At 68.9% G+C, this 21,106-nt stretch carries 17 protein-coding genes; 4 read left to right on the top strand and 13 right to left on the bottom strand.

All coding sequences use genetic code 11. The features are described 5' to 3' along the window. Positions 1-79: 79 nt before the first annotated feature. From cofG to cofC, 3 genes are read left to right on the top strand one after another with little or no spacing between them, the layout of a single operon-like run. Positions 80-2,521 carry a 7,8-didemethyl-8-hydroxy-5-deazariboflavin synthase CofG gene (cofG, locus tag LG299_RS09030; RefSeq protein WP_404429386.1) on the top strand — a complete coding sequence of 814 codons (2,442 nt, stop codon included), beginning with the start codon at positions 80-82 and terminating at the stop codon, positions 2,519-2,521. Next, the gene (locus LG299_RS09035; protein WP_404429388.1) at positions 2,518-3,978 is read left to right on the top strand and encodes a flavin-containing monooxygenase; all 1,461 of its coding nucleotides are present in this window, start codon (positions 2,518-2,520) and stop codon (positions 3,976-3,978) included. The genes cofG and LG299_RS09035 overlap by 4 nt, the downstream gene beginning before the upstream one ends. Continuing rightward, positions 3,975-4,595 (top strand): 2-phospho-L-lactate guanylyltransferase, encoded by a 621-nt coding sequence (gene cofC / locus LG299_RS09040; protein WP_404429390.1) that lies wholly within the window; start codon positions 3,975-3,977, stop codon positions 4,593-4,595. The genes LG299_RS09035 and cofC overlap by 4 nt, the downstream gene beginning before the upstream one ends. 20 nt (positions 4,596-4,615) lie before the next feature. On the opposite strand, the gene cofD is transcribed toward cofC, so the two are convergent. From cofD to LG299_RS09070, 6 genes are all read right to left on the bottom strand, one after another. After that, on the bottom strand, positions 4,616-5,590 hold the full coding sequence (cofD, locus tag LG299_RS09045) for a 2-phospho-L-lactate transferase (RefSeq protein WP_404429392.1): 975 nt from the start codon (positions 5,588-5,590) through the stop codon (positions 4,616-4,618). Between the two features lie 8 nt (positions 5,591-5,598). Then, complete coding sequence (locus LG299_RS09050) at positions 5,599-6,429, bottom strand: uroporphyrinogen-III synthase (RefSeq protein ID WP_404429394.1); 831 nt, start codon at positions 6,427-6,429, stop codon at positions 5,599-5,601. A gap of 179 nt (positions 6,430-6,608) precedes the next feature. Further along, positions 6,609-6,887: a hypothetical protein gene (locus tag LG299_RS09055; RefSeq protein ID WP_404429396.1), complete on the bottom strand. Its 279-nt coding sequence runs from the start codon at positions 6,885-6,887 to the stop codon at positions 6,609-6,611. Continuing rightward, entirely contained in the window at positions 6,877-7,278 is a 402-nt protein-coding gene (locus LG299_RS09060; RefSeq protein WP_404429398.1) for a phage holin family protein, read from the bottom strand. The genes LG299_RS09055 and LG299_RS09060 overlap by 11 nt, the downstream gene beginning before the upstream one ends. A gap of 1 nt (position 7,279) precedes the next feature. Beyond that, positions 7,280-7,669 (bottom strand): hypothetical protein, encoded by a 390-nt coding sequence (locus LG299_RS09065; protein WP_404429400.1) that lies wholly within the window; start codon positions 7,667-7,669, stop codon positions 7,280-7,282. A gap of 122 nt (positions 7,670-7,791) precedes the next feature. Beyond that, complete coding sequence (locus LG299_RS09070) at positions 7,792-9,300, bottom strand: protoporphyrinogen/coproporphyrinogen oxidase (protein ID WP_404429402.1); 1,509 nt, start codon at positions 9,298-9,300, stop codon at positions 7,792-7,794. A 76-nt stretch (positions 9,301-9,376) separates the two neighbouring features. Between LG299_RS09070 and LG299_RS09075 the strand changes: the two genes are divergently transcribed. Further along, the gene (locus tag LG299_RS09075) at positions 9,377-9,958 is read left to right on the top strand and encodes an HhH-GPD-type base excision DNA repair protein (protein WP_404429404.1); all 582 of its coding nucleotides are present in this window, start codon (positions 9,377-9,379) and stop codon (positions 9,956-9,958) included. Between the two features lie 4 nt (positions 9,959-9,962). On the opposite strand, the gene LG299_RS09080 is transcribed toward LG299_RS09075, so the two are convergent. From LG299_RS09080 to LG299_RS09110, 7 genes are all read right to left on the bottom strand, one after another. Then, positions 9,963-10,715: an ABC transporter ATP-binding protein gene (locus LG299_RS09080; protein ID WP_404429406.1), complete on the bottom strand. Its 753-nt coding sequence runs from the start codon at positions 10,713-10,715 to the stop codon at positions 9,963-9,965. Next, positions 10,712-11,689 carry an ABC transporter ATP-binding protein gene (locus LG299_RS09085; RefSeq protein WP_404429408.1) on the bottom strand — a complete coding sequence of 326 codons (978 nt, stop codon included), beginning with the start codon at positions 11,687-11,689 and terminating at the stop codon, positions 10,712-10,714. Before LG299_RS09085 ends, LG299_RS09080 begins: the two co-directional genes overlap by 4 nt. A 4-nt stretch (positions 11,690-11,693) precedes the next feature. After that, positions 11,694-14,426, bottom strand: a complete 2,733-nt coding sequence (locus tag LG299_RS09090) for an FtsX-like permease family protein (protein ID WP_404429410.1) — start codon at positions 14,424-14,426, stop codon at positions 11,694-11,696. Between the two features lie 26 nt (positions 14,427-14,452). Then, the gene (locus LG299_RS09095) at positions 14,453-17,083 is read right to left on the bottom strand and encodes a hypothetical protein (RefSeq protein WP_404429412.1); all 2,631 of its coding nucleotides are present in this window, start codon (positions 17,081-17,083) and stop codon (positions 14,453-14,455) included. A gap of 77 nt (positions 17,084-17,160) precedes the next feature. Beyond that, positions 17,161-18,549 (bottom strand): glycine--tRNA ligase, encoded by a 1,389-nt coding sequence (locus LG299_RS09100; protein WP_404429414.1) that lies wholly within the window; start codon positions 18,547-18,549, stop codon positions 17,161-17,163. Between the two features lie 397 nt (positions 18,550-18,946). Continuing rightward, positions 18,947-19,447, bottom strand: a complete 501-nt coding sequence (locus tag LG299_RS09105; RefSeq protein WP_404429416.1) for a DUF4870 domain-containing protein — start codon at positions 19,445-19,447, stop codon at positions 18,947-18,949. A gap of 55 nt (positions 19,448-19,502) precedes the next feature. Beyond that, positions 19,503-20,852, bottom strand: coding sequence for an alpha-hydroxy-acid oxidizing protein (locus LG299_RS09110; protein ID WP_404429418.1), 1,350 nt, complete (start codon positions 20,850-20,852; stop codon positions 19,503-19,505). Between the last annotated feature and the right edge of the window lie 254 nt (positions 20,853-21,106).

Raw genomic sequence — 21,106 nt, forward strand, 5'->3', positions numbered from 1 at the left:
CGCCGTGCCGGGCGATTTGCTCACGGAGAAGCAACAATCCCCGACGCGGACCGCCGCCAGCGAGTGCGAGACTGGTTCGGTGACCCTGCTCGAGCCCGCGACCGGGTCCACCCCCGCGGTGGATTACTCGGTGGATTCCGCGCTCGAGCGCGCCGCGCGCGGGGATCGCCTCACCGCCCGCGAGGCCGAGGCACTGCTGGGCGCGACGGGTGCGGAGTTCGAGCGCCTCTTGCAGATCGCGTGTGAGATTCGGGATGCCGGGGCTGAGGCATCCGGTCGCCCTCACGTGATGACCTACTCGCGCAAAGTGTTCATCCCCCTGACCACCCTGTGCCGCGATCGCTGCCACTACTGCGTCTTCGTCGACACCCCGGCCCAACTGCTCAAACTGCACAAGCCGACGTACATGTCTCCCGAGCAGGTGCTGACCGTCGCCCGTCAGGGTGCGGCGCTCGGATGCAAAGAGGCCCTGCTGACGCTCGGGGATCGCCCCGAAGACCGTTGGCCCGAAGCTCGGGCGTGGCTCGACGAGCACGGCTACACGTCGACCCTCGACTACGTCGGGGCGATGGCTCGGCTGATCACAGTCGAGACGGGGCTGCTCGCACACCTGAACCCCGGGGTGATGACCTACGACGAACTCGTCACGCTGCGGCCGGCGGCACCATCGATGGGGATGATGCTCGAGACCACCTCACGGCGGCTGTTCGAAGAGCCCGGGCAGGTGCACTTCGGGTCGCCCGACAAAGACCCCGACCTCCGGCTGAAGGTGATCTCCGACGCAGGTCGCGCCCGAGTGCCGTTCACGACCGGAATTCTCGTCGGTATCGGCGAGACGCTGCAGGACCGCGCCGAGTCGTTGGTCGCCCTGCGCGATGCGCACGACAGGCACGGTCATGTGCAAGAGGTCATCGTGCAGAACTTCCGGGCCAAGCCGCGGACAGCGATGCAGGCGGTTCCGGATGCCTCTGTGTTCGAGTACATCGCAGCCGTCGCGGTGGCGCGGCTCGTGATGGGCCCGCACATGCGGATCCAGGTGCCACCAAACCTGTCCGACCCCGCCGAATTCGCCCTGCTCGTGCGGGCCGGCGCGGACGACTGGGGCGGAGTCTCGCCCCTCACCGCCGACCATGTGAACCCCGAACGGCCATGGCCGCAGATCGAAGAGCTCGCCGCCCGTACAGCCGAACTCGGGTTCGACCTTCAGGAACGCCTCACCGCGCACCCGGAGTACGTCCGCGCCGCGGACAAGTGGATCGATCCGGCCTTGCACGGCGCCATGCAGGCCTTCGCCGACCTCGAGACCGGGCTGGCAGCGCGCGAGCGCGTGTACCCGGACGCAGATCTGCACAGCCGGGAATCCGATCCAACCCGAGATTCCGCGGCAGGATCAGCTTCGGCCACGGAGTCGACGACGAATCTGCCTCCGAGTTCACGCCCAACTGTCGAGACGGTCGCACGGCTGGCTGAAACCGCAGCGGCAGACCCGCTGAGCCTCGACGACGCTGAGTGGGTTCGCCTCCTCGAGGCGACCGGCGAAGGCCTCGACGCCCTGACCGCCACGGCCGACGACGTGCGGCGGTACACCGTCGGCGAAGCCGTGACCCTCGTGGTCAACCGCAACCTGACCTCGAGCGGGTTCCGCGCTGCCGGGGCCAATGCACCGCGCGAGTTCGACCTCGGCGATGTGCGGGCGATCGCCGCCGATGCCGTCGAGCTCGGCGCGACCGAACTCTGCATTCAGGGTCTACTCCCGGCCGCTGAAGACCCAACCGCCTACCTCGAGATCGCCCGGGCGGCCAAGAGCGCGGCGCCCGGCATCCATCTGCACGCCTATCGCCCGCAAGACGTTCACGACCTCGCCGTCCGCGGCGGGCTCGGCGTCGACAGCGCGCTCGCAGCGTTGCGCGAGGCGGGCGTCGACACCGTCCCGGGCACCGGTGTCAAGATCCTCAGCGAGCGCGTGCGTGCCCTCGTCGCTCCCGGCGATCTCGAGATCGATGCCTGGCTCGAGACGATCACCGCCGCCCACCGCGCCGGGTTCCGTTCAACGAGCGTGCTGTTCTACGGACACGTCGAGACGGCCGCCGAGCGCATCGCGCATCTGCGCACGCTCCGCGAGGTTCAGTCGACCACCGGCGGCTTCACCGAGTTCGTGCCGATTCCGTTGCCCGGCCCGTCCGGCGGCGTGCCGGTCGTACCGGGCCGCGCAACGAAGGACGAACACCGCGCCATGGTCGCGGTGTCGCGGCTGATGCTGTCGGGGTCGATCCCGCACATCCAGATTCCGTGGACCAGGCTCGGCCTCGAGTCCACCGCCGTGCTGTTGCGTTCGGGCGGTGACGATCTGGGCGGCACGCTCTTCGACGGCCGGGTCAAGCCGCTCGCGGGTGCCGAGCACGGTCTAGAGTTGCCGGTTCAGGATGCCTCGGCCCTCGCCGCGCGCCTCTTCCGGCCGTTCCGCCTGCGCACGACCGACTACCGCACGCCGCGCGCGGACCGGGACGGAGACACCCGGTGACCCGCGTGGAAGTCGCGATCGTCGGGGCGGGCTTCGCCGGTCTCGCCATGGCGATGGCGTTGCGCCAAGCCGGTGTGGAGTCGTTCACCCTCATTGAGCGAGCGAAATCGGTCGGCGGAACGTGGCGCGACAACACCTACCCGGGCGTCGCGTGCGATGTGCCGAGCCACCTGTACGGCTTCGCGAATCACCCCAACCCCGAGTGGTCGGGGCTGTACGCCGAGGGCGACGAGATCCGCGCGTATCTCGAACGGGTCGCCGAGCTCGAAGGAATCGATCCCACCTTCGACGCTCCCTTGTTGAGCGCCGTGTGGGACGGTTCCTACGAGATCTGGCGCCTGCACACCGGCGGTTCGCACCCCGAGGTGATCGAGGCATCCGCCCTCGTGCTCGCATGCGGCAGGCTCACCGAGCCGGCCATTCCCGAGATCCCGGGGCTCGAGTCCTTCCCCGGGCCGATGTTCCACTCATCCCGCTGGGACCACGACGTCGACCTCACCGGGCTTCGCATCGGCGTCGTCGGTACGGGCGCTTCCGCCGTGCAGCTCGTCCCCGAGATCGCCCGCTTCGCCGAAGTCACGCTCTTTCAGCGCACGCCCGCGTGGATCGTCCCGCGCGACGCGCACGACTACTCCGACAGCGACCGCGCCGGCTTCGCGGCTGATCCTGCCGCGCTCGCGCGCTTGCGCGCCACTCTCGATGCCGAGGGCGAGGCGCGTTTCGCGTCGCGTTCGGGAGATCAGGATGCCGCGGCCGCAGCCCGCGCGATCGCCCTGGACCATCTCCATACCCATGTGAGAAACCCCACCCTGCGCGCAGCGCTCACCCCCGATTACGCCTTCGGGTGCAAGCGCGTGTTGCTCTCGGACGAGTTCTACCCCGCGATCGGGTCGGGAGCTGTGACGCTCGAGGCATCGGCCCTCGCATCGGTCGAGGGGTCGACGCTGATCGCCGCGAACGGGACTCGGCACACCGTCGACGCACTCGTGCTGGCGACCGGGTTCGCGGCGAGCCGACAGCCGTATGCCGAACTGGTGCGCGGTGAGACCGAGACGCTCGACGAGCACTGGTCTGCCGGCATGACCTCGTTCGGGTCGACGGCGGTGAGCGGCTTCCCCAACATGTTCGTGTTGAACGGCCCCAACGCCTCTCTCGGGCACACCTCGTCGGTGCTGATGATCGAAGAGCAAGCGACCTATGTCGCTCAGGCGCTCGCCACACGGACCGGCGTGCTGCGGGTCGACCCTGCGGCCGAGGCGGCATACACGGCCGAGATCGACACGGCCGCGGCATCCACCCCCTGGATGACCGGGGGCTGCAACAACTGGTACGTCGATGACCGATCGGGCAGGCTCACCCTGCTGTGGCCGGCGACGGTGTCGGCATTCCGTGCACGGTTGTCGGCGGCCGACGGCTCGGAGTTTCTGCCCACGCCGGTAGCCCGAGGCTCTCTGTGACCGGATGGATCGTGGTGGTGCCGGTGAAGCCGGCCGCGCGCGGTAAGTCACGCCTCGATGTGCCGGGGGTCGTACGCACGGAACTCGTGCGCGCGATCGCGTTGGACACGATCGCCGCAGCTCACGCCTGCGCGCTCGTCGAACAGGTCGTGGTGGTCAGCGACGACGGCGACCTCGTGCTCGCCGCCCTCGACATTCCTGGCCTGCGCTTCGTGCCCGAGACCGAGCCGCGCGGACTCAACGCCGCAGTTTCATCGGGATTCGCCGGGTTCGAGGGCCGCCCGCGCGCTGCCCTGCTCGGCGACCTTCCCGCCCTGCGCGCCGACGACCTCGAGGCCGCCCTCACCGCGGCCGGCGCGGTCGATCGAGGTGTCGTCGCCGATGCCGAGGGTGCCGGATCGACGCTCGTGACAGCCTCCGCCGGACTCGAATGGGCGTCGGCGTTCGGTGAGGGGTCGTTCGCGCGACACGTCTCGCTCGGATGCACGCCGCTGGCGGTACCGGATGCCTCGACACTCCGCCGCGATGTCGACACGGCCGCGCAGCTGCGCGCGGCTGCCGAGCTCGGGCTCGGGCCGCGCACCCGGCAGGTGATCGGGTCAGCGTTCGACGTCTGATCCCGGCGCGAAAACCCGAGCTAGAACCCCGCGGCGGCCAGCGCTGCGTTCGCGAGCGCTGCCGAGGCTGCAGCATCCGTCATCCACAGCGGAGCGACAACGGCACGCACGCCGACCGCGTCGACGGCAGAGGCGAGGTCGGCGTCTTCCTCGGCGATGAGCCAGGAATCCAGGATGCCGCTGCCCGCCCGCGCCCCGTAGAGTCCGGCGACCGCCGCGGCCGAGGTATCGACCCCGATTGCGGAGAGGCAGACGTCGGCCATTCCGCGCACGACCTTGCCCCCGATGATCGGCGAGACTCCGACGACGGCGCCGGGCGCTGCGCGCAGCGCGTCGCGAATGCCCGGCACGTCGAGGATCGGCCCGATCGAAACCACAGGGTTCGATGGAGCGAGCAGCACGACATCAGACTCGGCGATGGCCTCCAGCACTCCGGTTGCTGGGCTCGCGGCATCGATGCCGGGATTCTCGAACGCCACCGGCTCGAGGTGGGCACGATGGCGCGTCCACCACTCCTGGAAGTGCATGCGTGAACCGTCGGCGAGCACCACCCAGGTGTCGACCTCGGCGTCGGTCATCGGCAGGATACGGGCACCCAGCGGCCACCGCTCTGAGAGTTTCGCCGCCACGCGCGTCGGTGTGAGTCCGTCGCGGAGCCACCCGGTGCGCGCGAGATGCGTGCCGAGGTCGAGGTCCCCGAGGGTGAACCACGGCCATCCGGCACCCCAGGCCTGGAGTTCATGGTTGACGCGCTCGGTATCACCTTCGCGGCCCCAGCCGCGAGCGGTGTCATTCACGCCGGCGAGCGCGTAGAGGATCGAGTCGATGTCAGGCTGCAGACGAACACCCGACAGCCAGACGTCGTCACCGGTGTTCACGACGAGCGTCGGTTCGGGCGCGGAACGCCGCTGCAATGCTGCTCGCACACCCAGCGCGAAGCGGGAACCGCCCACTCCGCCGGCGAGCACAACGACCCGTGGAGGCGATGACCCCATCGGCTGACCTACGATTCGATGCGCGGGATCGCGCCGGTCTTCGGCGCGAACTCATCGATCGCATGCGGAAGCGCAAAGCGACCGACGGCGTCGATGAGGGCATCCACCGTCTGTGTGTCAGCGACCACGTCGACGCCGAGTCCGATCTTGCGCGCGTCTTTTGCGGTGCGCGGGCCGATCGCGGCGATCAGGGTGCCGTCGGGAAGATCGGTGAACTGCGTGCGCACCTGTTCGGCGACCGAGCCGCTGGTGACCAAGATCGCGTTGATTCGACCTGATCGCACGTCCTCGGCGATGCGCTCGGTGACCGGCACTCCCACCGTCCGGTAGGCGACCACGCTGCGAACCCGGTGGCCGGCTTCGGACAGCATGCGCGTGAGCACCGGCTTGGCGATCTCGCTGCGGAGAGTCAGAATGTCGCGCGGTTCGGGCTCAAGCGCAATCATCTGCTCGGCCATGCCTGCGGCGGAGTTGTCTTGCTCGGGGACGAGGTCGACCCGGTAGCCGACGGCGAGGAGCGCCGCAGCCGTGGTCTCGCCTACGGCGGCGACCTTCGTCTCGGCCGGAATCTGGGCGCGATACGCGTACAGCACGTCGACCGTCGTGGCGCTGGTGACTGTGAGCCAATCGAACCTGCCGGCGGCGAGGTCTGCCAGCGCTTCATCGAGTGCCGCGGGGTCGTTGGTCGGCGCGAAATTTATCAGCGGAGCGATCACCGGCACGGCGCCCTGGTGCCGCAGCGAAGCGGCGACACCGTCACCCCAGGGCCCTCCGCGGGGCACGAGCACGCGCCAGCCCGCAAGGGGCTTGTCTGCTGCCTGCCGTGGGGATGAATTCATTGGGGTCGACTCTCGTGGGGCTCAGTCGGCCACCCGCACGTCGAGCAGCCGACGCGCGGTTCGAATCGGGCTCGCGCGGTCGGCAGCATCCGCATCATTGCACTGCCTGACTTCCGAGCATACCCCGCCCAGCGCCGCGGTGTGGGGATGGGGTGCGCGGCGAGCGATGCATGGCGACCTCAGCGCGTGTAGGCGCGCACCAAGCTCCACACGATGAGACCGACCGCGGCAGCACCGGCGACCACGGCCGCCGCGCTGATCGCCGGATTCTGCTGTGAGAACTTGCGCGCTTGCGTGACCGTCGTATCGACCGCCTTCGACACGCGGCGCGGCACGTTCGCCTTGATCTCGATCGCTGCCATGGCCGCCTTCAATTCGGCGCGAGCCTGCTCGACCGGATCGACGATGCCGAAGGGGACAGCCGTGCGCGGAACGGGGACGGGGGCGTTAGAACTCATCTCGCACCTCTCGGACATCTCGGATGATCGACTGGGCCGGGTTCTGGGCCTTCATGACCTTTTGGAATCGGCGCACTCCCAACAGCACGAACAGCGCTGTCGCGGCGAGAAGGACGACGAGCACCAGGAGCGCGGAAAGCCAGTAGGGCATCCAGCTCCCGAGGCCGATGATCGCGAATGCCACCATCACTCCCACCGCCCAGAAGAGGAAGAAGATCGCGACCGCGAACCAGCCCGCTCCGATGCCGGAATCCTTCGATGCGCGGCGCACCCAGGCCTTGCCTGCATCGACCTCGGCGATGACGAGGTTTCGGATGAGCTCGGGGATATCACCCAGCAGAGTGAGGAGGCTGTCTTCCGACCTGTCGCGAAAACCGCGCGGGGTGGTCATGTCAGCTGCGACCCTTGGTGGCGTCGGCGATGTCATCGAGAGCACCTTCGGCCGCGTCCTGTACGGCGCGCGCCGAGGTCTCGGCCGCCTTGCTCAACTTGTCGGCCGACTTCTTGCTCTCGGCGATCGCCGAATCGAGCTTCTGGCCTGGCGATCCCTTCGAGGTCGCGGCCTTGGTGACCTTCACAGCCGAGTCCCACACAGTGCTCGGAAGCGCCATCGCAGCGGTCTTCGTCGCCTCTTTGACCTTGCCGACCTGCTTCTGCACGGGGTCGGTGTTCCACACCTTCAGCCACTGCGTCTTGATCTGGTCGTAGCGTTCGCGGCCTGCGCGCGAGCCGAGCACGTAACCCGCGGCGATTCCTACGATGAGTCCTACCTTGCCCCTCATGGGGTCTCCTCACGATCGATGACTAGGGAGTCTTGCGAGATCTGTCCTCTAGGTTAGCCCCGTATGCCGATTCCGGCATCCGGTGGTATCGCGAGGCCTCGTGTGATAGCGCGCGCGACGATCTATTCGTCTCGGAGTTGATCTGCGGCGCTGGTCGCCTGACCCCAGAGCGCAGAGCGCCGCACCCTGTCGGCTTCGGCTGTCGCGTCGGGAACGACCTGAGCGAGCCCCGTGCCCGCCAGCCAGGCGCCGACTGCCACCAGGCCGTTGACGGCGGCGATGTCGGCACGCACTGCCGCGGCGTCTTCGGGCTGCCCGAGCGCCGACCCGGGCCGGGGCTGACTGTAGCGATCGCGACGAAATCCGCGGAGATCGGCAGGGCTGAGCGCAACACCGAGAAGAGTGGATGCCTCGGCCACCGCGAGCTCGGCGGCTTCGCTGTCATCAAGCGCTGCGGTTGCGGGCATCCCGCCCGGGCCACCGAAGCTCAGCCGCACCACCTGGACACCGTCTCCGGCCGCTGCGCGGAGCCACGCCCATTTCGCGGTGAGGTCAGTCACGATCGCGGCCCGGGACGCCCCCGGCAGCGGGTAGACCACGGTGCGGCGGGGTGCGTCCGCCAGTTCGGGGCTCGCGAGAACAAGGGTGATCGTCTCGAGCAGCGTCTGCCGCTCGGAATCGAGGGCGATGCCCGACGCGTGCGGCGCAAGGAGGCGTCGGGCATCCGCCTCGGGAGTCGCGACGACCACGATGTCAGCGGCCGCGAGATCGGCGGCATCAACGACGCGCTCGTCGTCCGACGAATCGACCTGCACCTCCCACCGCCCATCCGGGAGCCGTTCGAGGCTCGTGACGGGCGATCCCGTCTCGATGCGCGCGCCCAGCTCGCGCAACCGCTGTGCGAGGGCGGCGACGAGTCGCGGCATCCCCCCTTCGATGCCTTCGAAGGGAGCGCCCGAACGCTCGGCCGCACGCGCGCCCCGCACCTGAGCGACTGCTCCGGAGAGCGACCCCGTGCGGGTGAGGGCGGCACTGAGTCCCGGCGCGACCACCGAGACATCGACGTCGTCGGGGTGGATCGCGAAAGCCCCGAGGCTTGCGGGGGCGACGAGGCGGTCGAGCACGCGGTCGCCCATGCGGGTGCGCACGAGGTGTCCGAGGCTGCGCTGCTGACCGATCGTGAGCGGCGGGCGCACCCGATCGAGGTAGGCGCGCCACGTGCCGCTCCAGCCGATGATGCGCCGCACGCTCTCATCCCAGGGGTTCTCGGGAATGCCGAGGACGTTCTCGGCGGGCTGGCGGACGACTCCCGCGGGGCCTGCCAGCCACACGGCGTCGGCATCGGGCGATGCGACGGCATTGCCCAGCCCGAGTTCGTCGACGAGAGCGCGGACCGCGCCGCCCTTGGTGGAGTAGCCCTCCGGGCCGAGATCGACGTGGACTCCGCCGACCTCGGCGCCCTGCGCGACGCCCCCAAGTCGGTCGGACGCCTCGAGCACCGTCACGAGGATGCCGACCTTCGCGAACTCGAGAGCCGCCACCAACCCCGCGATCCCCCCGCCGACGACGACAACCCGCTCGTGGCGGGCAGCCTCGACGAGATCGATGAGGGGTTCAGAAGCATCGTTCACCTCCCTATCCTCCCACCCGCCACCGGGGCACTCGCCGGGGCAGACAGCGCGCCCCGCGCGGTGCGAAACTGGGACCATGACCCTCCGCATCACCGGCGACGACGCTGCCGACACCCTGCTCACCGACGATCCGCTGGCTTTGCTGGTCGGCATGTTGCTCGACCAGCAGGTGCCGATGGAGACAGCGTTCGCGGGACCGTTGAAGATTCAGCAGCGTGTGGGAGGGGTGGATGCCGCGACCCTCGCGAGCTACGACCCCGAGGCGCTCGTCGAGGTGTTCAAGACGACTCCGGCCGTCCACCGCTATCCCGGTTCGATGGCGAGCCGCGTGCAGTCTCTGTGCGAGGCGATCGTCTCGGAGTGGGGCGGCGACGCCGCTGCCATCTGGACACAACAGTCGCCCTCCGGAGCCGAGGTGCTCAAGCGACTCAAGGCGCTTCCGGGTTTCGGTGAGCAGAAGGCGAAGATCTTTCTCGCCCTGCTGGGCAAGCAGTACGGATACACCGGTGACGGGTGGCGCGAAGCATCCGCCCCCTACGGCGAAGAGGGAAGCTACCGCAGCGTCGCCGACATCGTCTCGCCGGAATCGCTCACGAAAGTCCGCGCGCACAAGCAGGCCATGAAGGCCGCCGCGAAGTCGGGCGGCAGCGGGGTCTGACGCCTCACGGTTCTTGCGTGCCGCTCTGCGCCGCCCGCCACGCGGCGCGGGAGGTGAACTCGGCCGCCACGGGCTGACTCTCGGTGATGCGACCGTCGTGCAGCTCGATCACGCGGTCGGCGCGGGCGACCAGCAGGGGGTCGTGGGTGGCCACGATCGCGGCAATCCCCCGTTCGTGCGTGAGCGCGGCGATGAGGTCCATGATTCCGGCCGCGGTACGGCTGTCGAGTTGGCCCGTGGGCTCGTCGGCGATCAGCACACGCGGGCGCGTCACGATGGCCCGCGCGATTCCGACGCGTTGCTGCTGACCTCCCGAGAGCTCGTCGGGCCGCTGAGCCGCCTGACCCGAGAGACCGACCTCGGCGAGCGCAGTCGCCACGCGATCGTCACGTTCGCGGGGCTCGGTGCGGGCGATCCGCAACGGGACCTCCACGTTCTCGGCGGCCGAAAGCACCGAAATCAGCCCGAAGGACTGGAAGACGATGCCCAACGCGCGGTGCCGCACGTCGGCGAGCTGGGCCTCCGACAACGAGGCGAGATCGGTGCCGTCGAGCAGCACGCGCCCCGACGTCGGCTCGTCTAGCCCGCTGAGCAGATTCAACAGGGTTGTCTTGCCCGCACCCGATGCGCCGCGCACGACGACGAGTTCGCCGGCGTGTACCGCGAGGTCGATGTCGTTGCACGCGTGCACGTCACCGCCCGCAGCCGCAAACACGCGCGACGCACCCTCGGCCCGCAGAATCGCCTCGCCGCTCATACGTCTTCTCCTTCATCAGTCGGCTCTGCGGCCTGTGGCGGGGCCTCAGCCGTCGTCGGACCGTGCGGCTGACCGGGCCGCACGCTCACGAAGTCGTCCTCCAGGTCGAGCCGCACCCGGTCGCGCAAGTCGAGGGCCTTCATGTAGTCCTCGGGCAGCTGCATCCGTCCCACACGGTCGAGCACCGCGTATTCCGCGGCAACGTGGCGCTCTGCGCCCTGCTCGTCGACCTCCGTCGTGCGCAGCACTTCGGTCGATGTGCGACCGTCGCGGATCTGCACCGTGCGGGCCACGTACGACGACACCGACGGGTCGTGCGTCACGATCAGGGTTGTCACGCCCAGCTCGCGGTTGGCCGCGCGCATGGCTTCGAGCACGTGCACCGAGGTCTCGTCGTCGAGCTCACCGGTCGGCTCGTCGGCCAACAGTACTTCGGGATTGTTCGCCAGAGCGATCGCGATCGCGACGCGCTGTTGTTCGCCGCCCGAGAGCTCGGCGGGCCTGCGGGTCGCACCGTGCGAGATCTCGAGCAACTCGAGCATGTCGGCCACCCGACCGGCGCGCTCAGCGCGCGGGATCACATCGGCGACGGCGAGTGCCGCACCGATATTCTCCGCGGCGGTCAGATACGGCAGGAGGTTGCGCGACGTCTGCTGCCACACGAATCCGACGACCTTGCGCCGAAACTCGACGCGGCTCTTCGGCGTCATCGTGAGCAGGTCTCGGCCAGCGACCTGCGCGGTACCCGCCGAGGGTGTGTCGAGGCTGGAAAGGATCGAAAGCAGAGTGGATTTTCCTGATCCGGATGCTCCCACCACCGCGACGAGTTCTCCGCGCTCGACCCGCAGGTTGAGGCCCTGCAACGCCTGCACTTCGATGCCCTTGGCGGTGAAGATGCGGACCAGATCGGCGCAAAGAATCGTGGGGATCGCCGAGGTCGCGGCATCCTGAATCTGAGCGGTAGTGGTGGTCACGGTGTCATCCTTCCTGACCGGCCCGGAGCAGCGAAACGGCGCGCACCCGGCGCGACAACGCGAGAGCGATCGCGGTGAACAGTGCGACGAGCGCGACGAATCCGAGGGTTGCCGCCCCCAGCAGGAGCGGATCGAGGTGATACCCGAGGGTGGTGGACCCGGTGAACGCCCGCAGGTCGACCGCCCAGAGCAGCAGGACAGGGAGCGCGAGGCCCACGGCTGTGCCGACGATGAGGGCCGCGATGACTCCGGGCCACAGCTCCCACCCGACGAGCGCGCGCCCCGTGCGGGGAGAAGCACCCAGCACTCGGAGAAGTGCGATCGTCCGATCTCGGCCGCGCGAGCCGAGAGCGAGGGTGAGCATGACCGTGAGGGCAACGAGAAGCGCAACACCGACCGTGCTGGCGATGAGAGCCACCCGGATCGCCGATGCTCCCGGGCCCGAAGAGAGTTCGGCCGCACGCGCTGCCGGAGTTGTGATGCCGGCGTCTTCTCCGACGACGTCGCGAACAGCCGCGGTGACGGTGTCGCTGTCAACTCCGGGTGCCAGCGAGACCAGCGCCGCGGTCGTCGGCGCCGTGCGCTCGCCCAGCAGCCGCTCTTCATGCCGGGGATCAGCGAGCACCCAGTTCGGCGCGATTCCGGCGGGCGCGAGAGCTGCCGATATGCCCTCGATGCGCGCGGGCGCACCCTCCAGTGTCACCTCCACCGGAACATCCCCCGAGCTCAGCTCGATCGCTCCGGCGCCCCGCGCCGAGATCACCACGGGGATCGTCGCACCGTCGGCGCCGAGATCGATGCCCGACGCGATCAACGGGTACCCCTGGTCTTGCACGGACTGGACCAACTCGGGGTCGGCGAACAACACCGTCATGACGGCAAGGTCTCGCCCGGAACGGACATACGCGCCGATCGCCGATGAGATCGGCGCGACCCCGTCGACCCCGGCGACGGCACCCAGTTCGTCGATCATCGCGGGCGAAAGGTCCGCACGTGAGATCTGCAAGTCGGCGCCGACCTCGCTGCGCGCGGTGGCGTCGATGCCGTTCTGGATCGAGCCCAGCATCACCCCCGACGTCACGGCCGACGACATTCCGATCACCAGCGCCAGTACCGGCGCTACGCCCACGGCCTGGTCGCGAAGCGAGCGTGCCGTGCCGAGGAAGCCGACGAGGTCGGGCCCCCGCGAGTACTTCGCGAAGAGTGCCCGGAGCGGCAGCGGGTAGAGCCGCAGGGCGATCACGCAGCCGACGAGCGCCCACAGCAGCGGAACGGCGGCCACCAGCAGATCGGCACCTGCACCGGCGGCACGCGTGCCTGCAGAACCAACCCCCGACCCAGTGAGTGTCTGCGCGACCAGCGCCGCCGTGGCAAGCAGGGTCAGGACGATCAGCACGCCGTCGCGGGCAGCGGCCAGCCGTCGCTGAGACCGGCTGGGTGCGGCTTCGCCGATCGACTCTTCGCGCACCCCGGCGGGCGGTGGTGGGGTGAACCAGAAGATGAGGACGGGCAGGACCGCAACGAGCGCAGGCCCGACGAGCGCAGCCGGTGTGAACGGCACGCCGAGACCCAGCGCCAGCACGATCGCGACGGCCGCACCGAGCAACGCGGGCACCACCCCGAACACGGCGCCGTGAAGTGCCAGGGTGAGCCGCGCGTCGGTCGGTGATGCCCCACGCGCGGCGAGCAGCGCGAGAGCGCCGCGTTTGCCGCGCGAGACGATGCGGCACGCCAGCAGCACGACGGCGACGGCAACACCGATCGGCGCCGAAGCCGTCAGCGCGACCACGGCGACCATCGCCCGTGACGTTGCCAGTGCCGCGTCGATCGCCGCGATCGTCTCGGTGTTGAAGGTGAGCGAGAGCACTCCGCCGAGGCCGGCGGCTTGTGAGCCCACCGAGAAAGAGTTGGCAGTGAATGTGCGCAACTGCTGCGCGAGCTCGGGTGCGTCTGCCGCGTGCAGCTCATCAGCGTCGAACGGGTACCAGACCGCGGTTGCGCCCTGCCACCCTTGCAGCAACTCCAGCGCTCTCGGGTCAAGGAACGCCGTGGCGTTGATATGGCGACCGGCGTTATCGACCCACATACGCGGGGTCAGCACCGAGGGCACGTGATACCAGTAGTCCTCTGACCCCTCGGCGGCCTCGAACGTGCCACTGAGTCGCATCGCAAATGGTGCTCCGCGCACCTCACCGATGGCCCATTCGAGCTCGGCCGCAGTCCGCACCGACAGGGCGATCTCGATGGGGTCAGCACCACCCTCAGCGGCACCCTCGGCGATGCCCGGAGCAAGACTTTGCGGAACGACGGGCCACGCACCCTCGACCAGCATCGCGCGATCGAGGTAGCGGGGATCGACGGCGAAGCCGACGAGGTTGAGGTTGTCGGCGCCTTCGACGGCGAACATCGGCTCGGTGCGCGCCACGTACTGGGCGGCCCCCATCAGAGGTTCGAGCGGGGCACCGGTATCGGCACGGATGTTCTCCAGCCGAGCGTCGAACGCTCCCCAGACCTCGGCGATCTCATCGGGCAAGTCGGCGCCGGCTGATCCGGTCTGCGGAAAACCGGAGGCGTTCGCCTCGATGTCCCGCGCGCCCGGAGCGAGGGCATCGGCGGCCACACTGACGGTCTGGTTGCTCAGAGCCGCGAGGGCGAATGGCACGACGGCGCACACCAGTGCGAGCACGAAGCACAGCAACGCCAGCAGGAAGGATCCATCAGGGCGGTCACGAAGCATCCGCCCGTTCAGACTCCCACGAGAGTTCACGATGCCTCCCGCACGCGGCCCGCACGCGACTGCACGCGCATCAGGCGGGTGACGATGACGGATGCTGCCCCCACCGCCAGCGCGATGATGATGACGAGCACGACCGGAGGTGCCCACCCCCAGACAAGGGTGTTCGTCAGCGCCAGCGACACTCCGGGAACGGCGGCCAAGGTCAGCGCCGGAAGCGTCAACCACGCGATCGCGGCACCCAGGAGTGCACCGAGGAAGACGGCGAACAGCGCGACCGCGGCAAGTTCGCCGAGGCGAGCGCGGGACTGCGCGGCCGCTGTGCGGCCGAGCGCGCGCAGCACGAAGACGTCAGTCGATCGGCGACGCGCGAGCGCTACGGCGGCGGCGGCGATGGCGACGGCAGCCAGCACCCCGCCGATCGAGGTGGCGACCCACCACGTCGCGGCCAGTGACGCCGTGAGCGCGGTGTTGGGTGCAGCGGTGTCGACGGCGGCCGGCGTGAACGCCTCGCCCAGGGCCGAGACGGCACCGGCCCCGTCGGCCCACACTTGATCGGCGCTGAGAGCGCTCCCCGAGGCGGCGACCTGACTCTGGGTGAACGCCCCGAGCGGAACCATGAGTGCGGCGTCGCGCGATGCTCCGGGCACGGCAGCGACGATGCCGGTCACCGTGAGCGGGATCACCCGGCTCGAGCGTTCGAGACGCAGGTCGTAGCTGTCGCCGATCTCCATCCCGAAGGCGTCGGCGAGAGTCGTCGACACCACGGCGGGCAGTGCCGCAGGCACCGGCGCGAAGGTGATCTCGGTCGTCTGCGAGCCGCCCTGACCGCCGAGCGGCAGTGGCGCGGTAGAAGGCCACTCCAGCTCCGAACCGTCGCCCACGGTAAGCGTGGTCGGAGTGAGCGAGGGGGCGAGGGTACCCGGGGCGTTGCCGAACCCGACCTGCATGCCCACGAGAACCCAGGGCGAGCGCCCCGCGGGAAGCGCGGCATCCGCGCGGAGCACGGCTGTGCCGGCAAAACCGTCAAGAACCTCGACCTCGAGCGCCAACGGCACCCGCGCCGGGGTACCCAGGTCATCGACAAGCCAGGCCGTGGCTTCGAGCTGATCGGCCGTCGGGAGCGCCATCGACTCGACCCGCACCGGTGGTTCGGTCCCGTTCTCGTCCTCGAAGACCCATGTGCCCACCAGATTGCCCTGGACGGCGAACGTCGCCTCGAGTCGGCCGGCACCCTCGGGCAGTTCCTTGCCCGCAGGGTCGTGCGCAAGTTGCGCCGCGATCTGGTCCGGGTCGATCCCGAGGTCGGGCAGGGACGAAACCACCTGTGCGACCGCAGAATCCGCAATCGCGATCATCGACACCTCGACGTCGCTGACGACCCCGGGCCGCGTGACGACCGCCGCGGCCGCGTCGACGTCTGTCGCGTCAGTCACCTCAGAGACCTGCGCGGCGGTCACCTGCTCGGCGCCCACCACCGCGCGGCCTTCGGCGCCGGCGCGCAGTGCGGCGTTCTCTTCTCCCACCCGCGACCAGGTCGCCACAGAGGCGCCGGCGACGACCGCCCCGCCGGCGGCGAGCGCGATGAGAGCCACGACGACTCCGTATGCGGGAAGGTACCGCGCGACCATGCGGGCGGGCAGAGCCGGAGCAAGCGCCGGTCGTCGTGCCGCCACACGCGAGGCGAGCTCTGCGGCGAGGCCGAAGAACGCAAGGACGAGGACGGATGCCGCCGCCAGCGCGAGCGCTGGAGCCACAGCCGTCACCGAAAAGCTCCAGACATCGGCGGGCGCCGACCCGGCTTCGGCGACCCCCCGCAACTGCCAGAGGGCCACGGCCGCGGCGAGCGTCAGCAGCGCCGCGCTCAGACCGGTGACCGCCGTACGCGAGCGCCCGGCCGATTCTGTCGCTTTGGGCTCGGAGGCGTGCCAGGCTGCGAGGCCCGCGCCGAGGCCGAGGGCGGCCGCGACGACAACCGGCACAACCCCCGTCGCTCGTAGGGCGCTGAGGCCGCCACCGGCGAACACCCCGACCGCGCCCGCCGCGAGGAGCCACCCCACCCCAGCGCCCACGGTCGCGATGATCGAGACTTCGCCGATCGCCGACCACCGCGCCGTGGTCGGGCGCAGGCCGCGAGCACGCAGCAGAGCCGCTTCACCAATGCGCGAGTCGCCCAACAACCGAGCGAGCTGCAGCGCGGCGATGAGTCCACCGATGGCGATGAGCGCAAGCGGAACCGGCACGACGGCCTGCACCGCGCGCACACCTTCGGCCGAGGTCTCGAGGGTCTGTGCGAGTCCACCGTCGACCGACGAGCCCTGCGGCGCAAGCCCGTCTACGTCACGCGCCTCGCGGTCGAGGTTGTCGAGGTCGTCAGCGAGCGGCGGGATGCCCCACGGGTCGAGCCGCTCGGGGTCGACGACGAACTCCCAGCGCAGCGCTCCCCCGTCAGTCGGTGTGAGCTCGGTCACGCGGAGTGATTCACCGAACAGCCGCGCGAACAGCGCCTCGGCAGCGACCGCCTGAGCCTGCGAGTCGGTGGCCGCCGGCAGAGTGAAGATCGCTGCACGCTCCTGCTCCGGCGCTTGGGCCACAGCATCCACCACTGCCGCCCGCACCGCAGAACCCAGGGTTCCGAGCACGCCAGAAAGGCCCAACACCACTACCGCGACGGTCGCTGCTATGGCGGCCAGCAACCCCCATCGCGCGCGGGCTCTGGCAAGCGCCAGACCCAGGCTCACAAAGCGGTGAGCCGCTCTGCCAGGTAAGTCACCAAGCCCTCGAGCGGCACACGCTCTTGAGCCATCGTGTCGCGGTCACGCACAGTCACGGCGTTGTCATCGAGCGAGTCGAAATCGACCGTGACGCAGAAGGGCGTACCCACCTCGTCCTGACGACGGTAGCGACGCCCGATGGCACCCGCATCGTCGAAGTCGGTGTTCCAGCCCTGCCTACGCAGGGTCTCGGCAAGCTCGCGCGCAAGCGGAGAGAGCCGCTCGTTGCGCGAGAGCGGCAGCACCGCAACCTTGATCGGCGACAGGCGCGGGTCAAGCTTGAGAACCGTACGCGTGTCGGTGCCACCTTTGGCGTTGGGTACCTCTTCTTCGCGGTACGAGTCGACGAGGAACGCCATCATCGCGCGGGTGAGACCGAACGAAGGCTCGATCACATACGGGGTGTAGCGCTCGCCCGAGGCCTGATCGAAGTACGTCAGGCTCTGGCCCGAGGCCTCGGTGTGGCTGTTCAGGTCGAAGTCGGTGCGGTTGGCGATACCCATGAGCTCGCCCCACTCTTTGCCGGTGAAGCCGAAGCGGTACTCGACATCGATCGTGCCTGCCGAGTAGTGCGCGCGGTCGTCTTCGGGCACGTCGAACTGGCGGAGGTTCTCGGGGTCGATACCGAGGTCGATGAACCAATTCCAGCACGCCTGTACCCAGTGGTCGAACCACTCGCCCGCTTCTTCCGGCGGGGTGAAGAACTCGATCTCCATCTGCTCGAACTCGCGGGTGCGGAAGATGAAGTTTCCGGGCGTGATCTCGTTGCGGAACGCCTTGCCGATCTGGCCGACACCGAACGGCGGCTTCTTGCGTGCCGCGGTCAGCACGTTGCTGAAGTTGATGAAGATGCCCTGCGCGGTCTCGGGGCGCAGGTAGTGCACGCCCGACTCGTCGTCCACCACACCGAGGTAGGTCTTCATCAGACCTGAGAACGCCTTCGGCTCGGTGTACTGGCCTTTGTTGCCGCAGTTCGGACACGGCACGTCGGCGAGGCCGTTCTCGGCCTTGCGGCCCTTGCGCGCCTCGAAGTCTTCGACGAGCGTGTCGGCGCGGAAGCGCTTGTGGCACTGCAGGCACTCCACGAGCGGGTCCGAGAACGTGGCGACGTGACCGGATGCTTCCCACACCCGCTTCGGCAGAATCACCGACGAGTCCAGGCCCACCATGTCACCGCGTCCGCGGACGAAGGTCTGCCACCACTGGCGGCGGATGTTCTCTTTGAGCTCCGTACCGAGTGGACCGTAATCCCAGGCCGAGCGCGATCCGCCGTAGATCTCACCGGCCTGAAACACGAACCCGCGGTGGCGGGCGAGGGCGATGACTTTATCGAGGCGGGACTGCTCGGCCACGGTGGCTCCAATGGTCGTTATTTGGTGCGGATGATCGCGATTGCCGCGCGTTCACGGCATCGGCCAAGTCTAGTCGTGAGGGATCCCCACCCCTGGTGTCACGGCATCCGACGAATATGCAGCGCGTCCACCGAGTTGCCGAACAGTCGGGACGTCGATCCACGGCTCCATCCGCTCGCGGAGTACAACGAGAACAGCGACCCCGAGGCGGCTCGTCTGAACGACGCAGCGATCCGCTTGACCAACGCACCGCCACTTGATGATGACGACGTCCGGGCGACGCTCGAGGCGACTCGACGCCGACCTTCTCCCCCAGCGAGCTGACGCTGCTCACAAAAGACAACCGAGCACGTCGCGTGTACGACGTGCTCGGCCGCGCTTACGAGGTGGTGTGAGCTCAGCTCAGGAACTTGATGGTCAGGGGGTACTGGTACCACTCGCCCCTGTTCGCCTTGATGGCGGCAATGATGCAGAACACGATGTTCAGCACGTACGCGGCGAGCATGATGAAGATGCCGATGACGAACACGAAGAGGATCGCGCCCACGATGTAGGCGATGATCAGCGTGAGCTGGAAGTTCAATGCCGTCGCGGAGTGTGCGCGAACGAACGGTCCGCGGTCCTTGAACAGCAGGTAGCCGATGAGGGGCGCGAGGAAACCGAAGAACAGTCCACCGAGGTGGATGAGCGTCGACCACATCTTCTCGTCGGGCTGGCTCATCGGGGCCTGGGACACGTTCGACGGGGCAGCGTAGTTCTGCGGGGGCGCGTAATTCTGCGGGGCGGAGTACTGCGGGGGCGCAGCGTACGGCGGAGTCTGTCCGTCGTTCTGCGGATCGTTCGGCGGCGTCGCGCCGCCGAAGTTGGGCGGAGTCGGGGGTGCAGGCGGGTTGGTCACACGCTCAGTGTAGAGCGAGACCGCGCGTCATTCACGGGGGATGGCCCCCGATTTCTCAGCCCTGCACGCATGCCCTGAGAGCGTCGGGGCTGAGCTCGGCGAGCGACGTGTGACCCGAGAGCCCGAGCGTGATGTCGAGTTCGGCGAGCAGATTGCGCACGACCTCACGAATTCCGGCCTCTCCGGCGATGCCGAGACCGTAAGCGTAGGGCCTCCCGATCGCGACCGCAGTCGCGCCGAGCGCCAGCGCGATGAAGGCATCGGACCCCTGCCGCACTCCCGAGTCGAAGACGACCGGAACCTGGCCTGCCACGCGGGCAACCACACCCGGCAATGCTGCGAGCGTCGGCACCGACTGGTCGATCTGCCGACCGCCGTGGTTTGAGACCCAGACGCCGTCGGCGCCGGCATCCAGCGCGCGGGCGGCGTCGTCAGGGTGCACGATGCCCTTGAGAACAATGGGCAGGCTCGTCCATTCGCGGGCCTTCGCGAGGTCCTCCCAGGTCAGCGCCGGCGTCGAGAACACGTCGAGAAAAGTCTCGACCGCCGCGCGCGGGAGCGGCGAGCGCAGGCTTTCGCGTAGCCCCGCGCCGGTCAGCGTCTTGCCCTTGCGGGCGATCTTCACTCCGGCGGCGATCGCCTGAGGAGTGATCTTCACCGCGGGAGCGGCATCCGGAACTTCTGAAGCCTCAGCCGCCCGCACGCGCTCGCGCACGAGCTGTTGGAAGACGGGGTCGCTCGTGTATTGGGCGATGCCCATTCCACGGGTGAACGGCAGATAGGCCAGGTCGAGATCGCGCGTCCGCCACCCCAGCAGGTGCGTGTCGAGCGTCACGACGATGGCTTCGCAGCCGGATGCCTCGGCCCGCCGCAACAGCGACGCGTTGAGGTCGTCCGACGCTGACCAGTACAACTGAAACAGGCGCGGGGCGTCGGGGGCGGCATCCGCTATCTCTTCCATCGGGAAAGATGCCTGATTGCTCAGCGTGTACGGCACACCCAGCGACGCCGCAGCCCGGGCGACAGCGAGGTCGGCGTCGGTGTGCGCCATCTCCATGACCCCGAGCGGAGCGAGGAGGAAGGGCGTCGGGCGCGCCCGACCCAGGAAGTCGATCGACAGGTCGCGGACAGAGACATCGCGAAGCGGTCGTGGCCACACCTGCCACTGGTCAAACACTGCGCGGTTGGCCGCCATCGTGCGCTCAGCACCGGCGCCGCCGGCGATATAGGCGAACGCCTCGGCGCTCAGCACCTTCTGCGCCGCAGCCTCAAGCGCAGCGCTGTCGATCGGAACCAGCGGCTTCGTGCCGCTGATGCCGGCTCGATAGATCTCGGATTGGGTTCTGCGGCCGATGCCACGTGCGGCTGCGGGGTCATTCGGAGCGTCGATGCTCTGGGGGGACATGCCGAAAGCCTAAGCGGTGACGAAAAGGGGCTCGCCGCCGGCGCGGTCCGTACGCACACCGGCGGCGAGGATCGTGGGAGCGGTCCGTCAGATCGGGAAAGCGCTCTCCGGCGACGATAGATCATCACCGGGTGTCTTGGCAAGGGATTGTGCAATTTTGCAAAAACGTTTCAAGTTCCCTTGCGACCATCGGTGCCATCGTGCGAGACTGCCCGAACGACGGATCGGGGAAACGCTTTCCGCTGGATGGACAA

Origin of the sequence: Microbacterium lacus, from assembly GCF_044794305.1 — a bacterium.
GTDB lineage: Bacteria > Actinomycetota > Actinomycetes > Actinomycetales > Microbacteriaceae > Microbacterium > Microbacterium lacus_B.

Excerpts from the sequence above, each read along its gene's own strand:
- LG299_RS09080 (WP_404429406.1), bottom strand. The coding sequence starts at position 10,715 with ATGAGCGGCGAGGCGATTCTGCGGGCCGAGGGTGCGTCGCGCGTGTTT.
- LG299_RS09065 (WP_404429400.1), bottom strand. The coding sequence starts at position 7,669 with ATGAGGGGCAAGGTAGGACTCATCGTAGGAATCGCCGCGGGTTACGTG.
- LG299_RS09090 (WP_404429410.1), bottom strand. The coding sequence starts at position 14,426 with ATGCTTCGTGACCGCCCTGATGGATCCTTCCTGCTGGCGTTGCTGTGC.
- LG299_RS09075 (WP_404429404.1), top strand. The coding sequence starts at position 9,377 with ATGACCCTCCGCATCACCGGCGACGACGCTGCCGACACCCTGCTCACC.
- LG299_RS09050 (WP_404429394.1), bottom strand. The coding sequence starts at position 6,429 with ATGAATTCATCCCCACGGCAGGCAGCAGACAAGCCCCTTGCGGGCTGG.
- LG299_RS09110 (WP_404429418.1), bottom strand. The coding sequence starts at position 20,852 with ATGTCCCCCCAGAGCATCGACGCTCCGAATGACCCCGCAGCCGCACGT.
- LG299_RS09055 (WP_404429396.1), bottom strand. The coding sequence starts at position 6,887 with ATGAGTTCTAACGCCCCCGTCCCCGTTCCGCGCACGGCTGTCCCCTTC.
- cofD (WP_404429392.1), bottom strand. The coding sequence starts at position 5,590 with ATGGGGTCATCGCCTCCACGGGTCGTTGTGCTCGCCGGCGGAGTGGGC.
- LG299_RS09060 (WP_404429398.1), bottom strand. The coding sequence starts at position 7,278 with ATGACCACCCCGCGCGGTTTTCGCGACAGGTCGGAAGACAGCCTCCTC.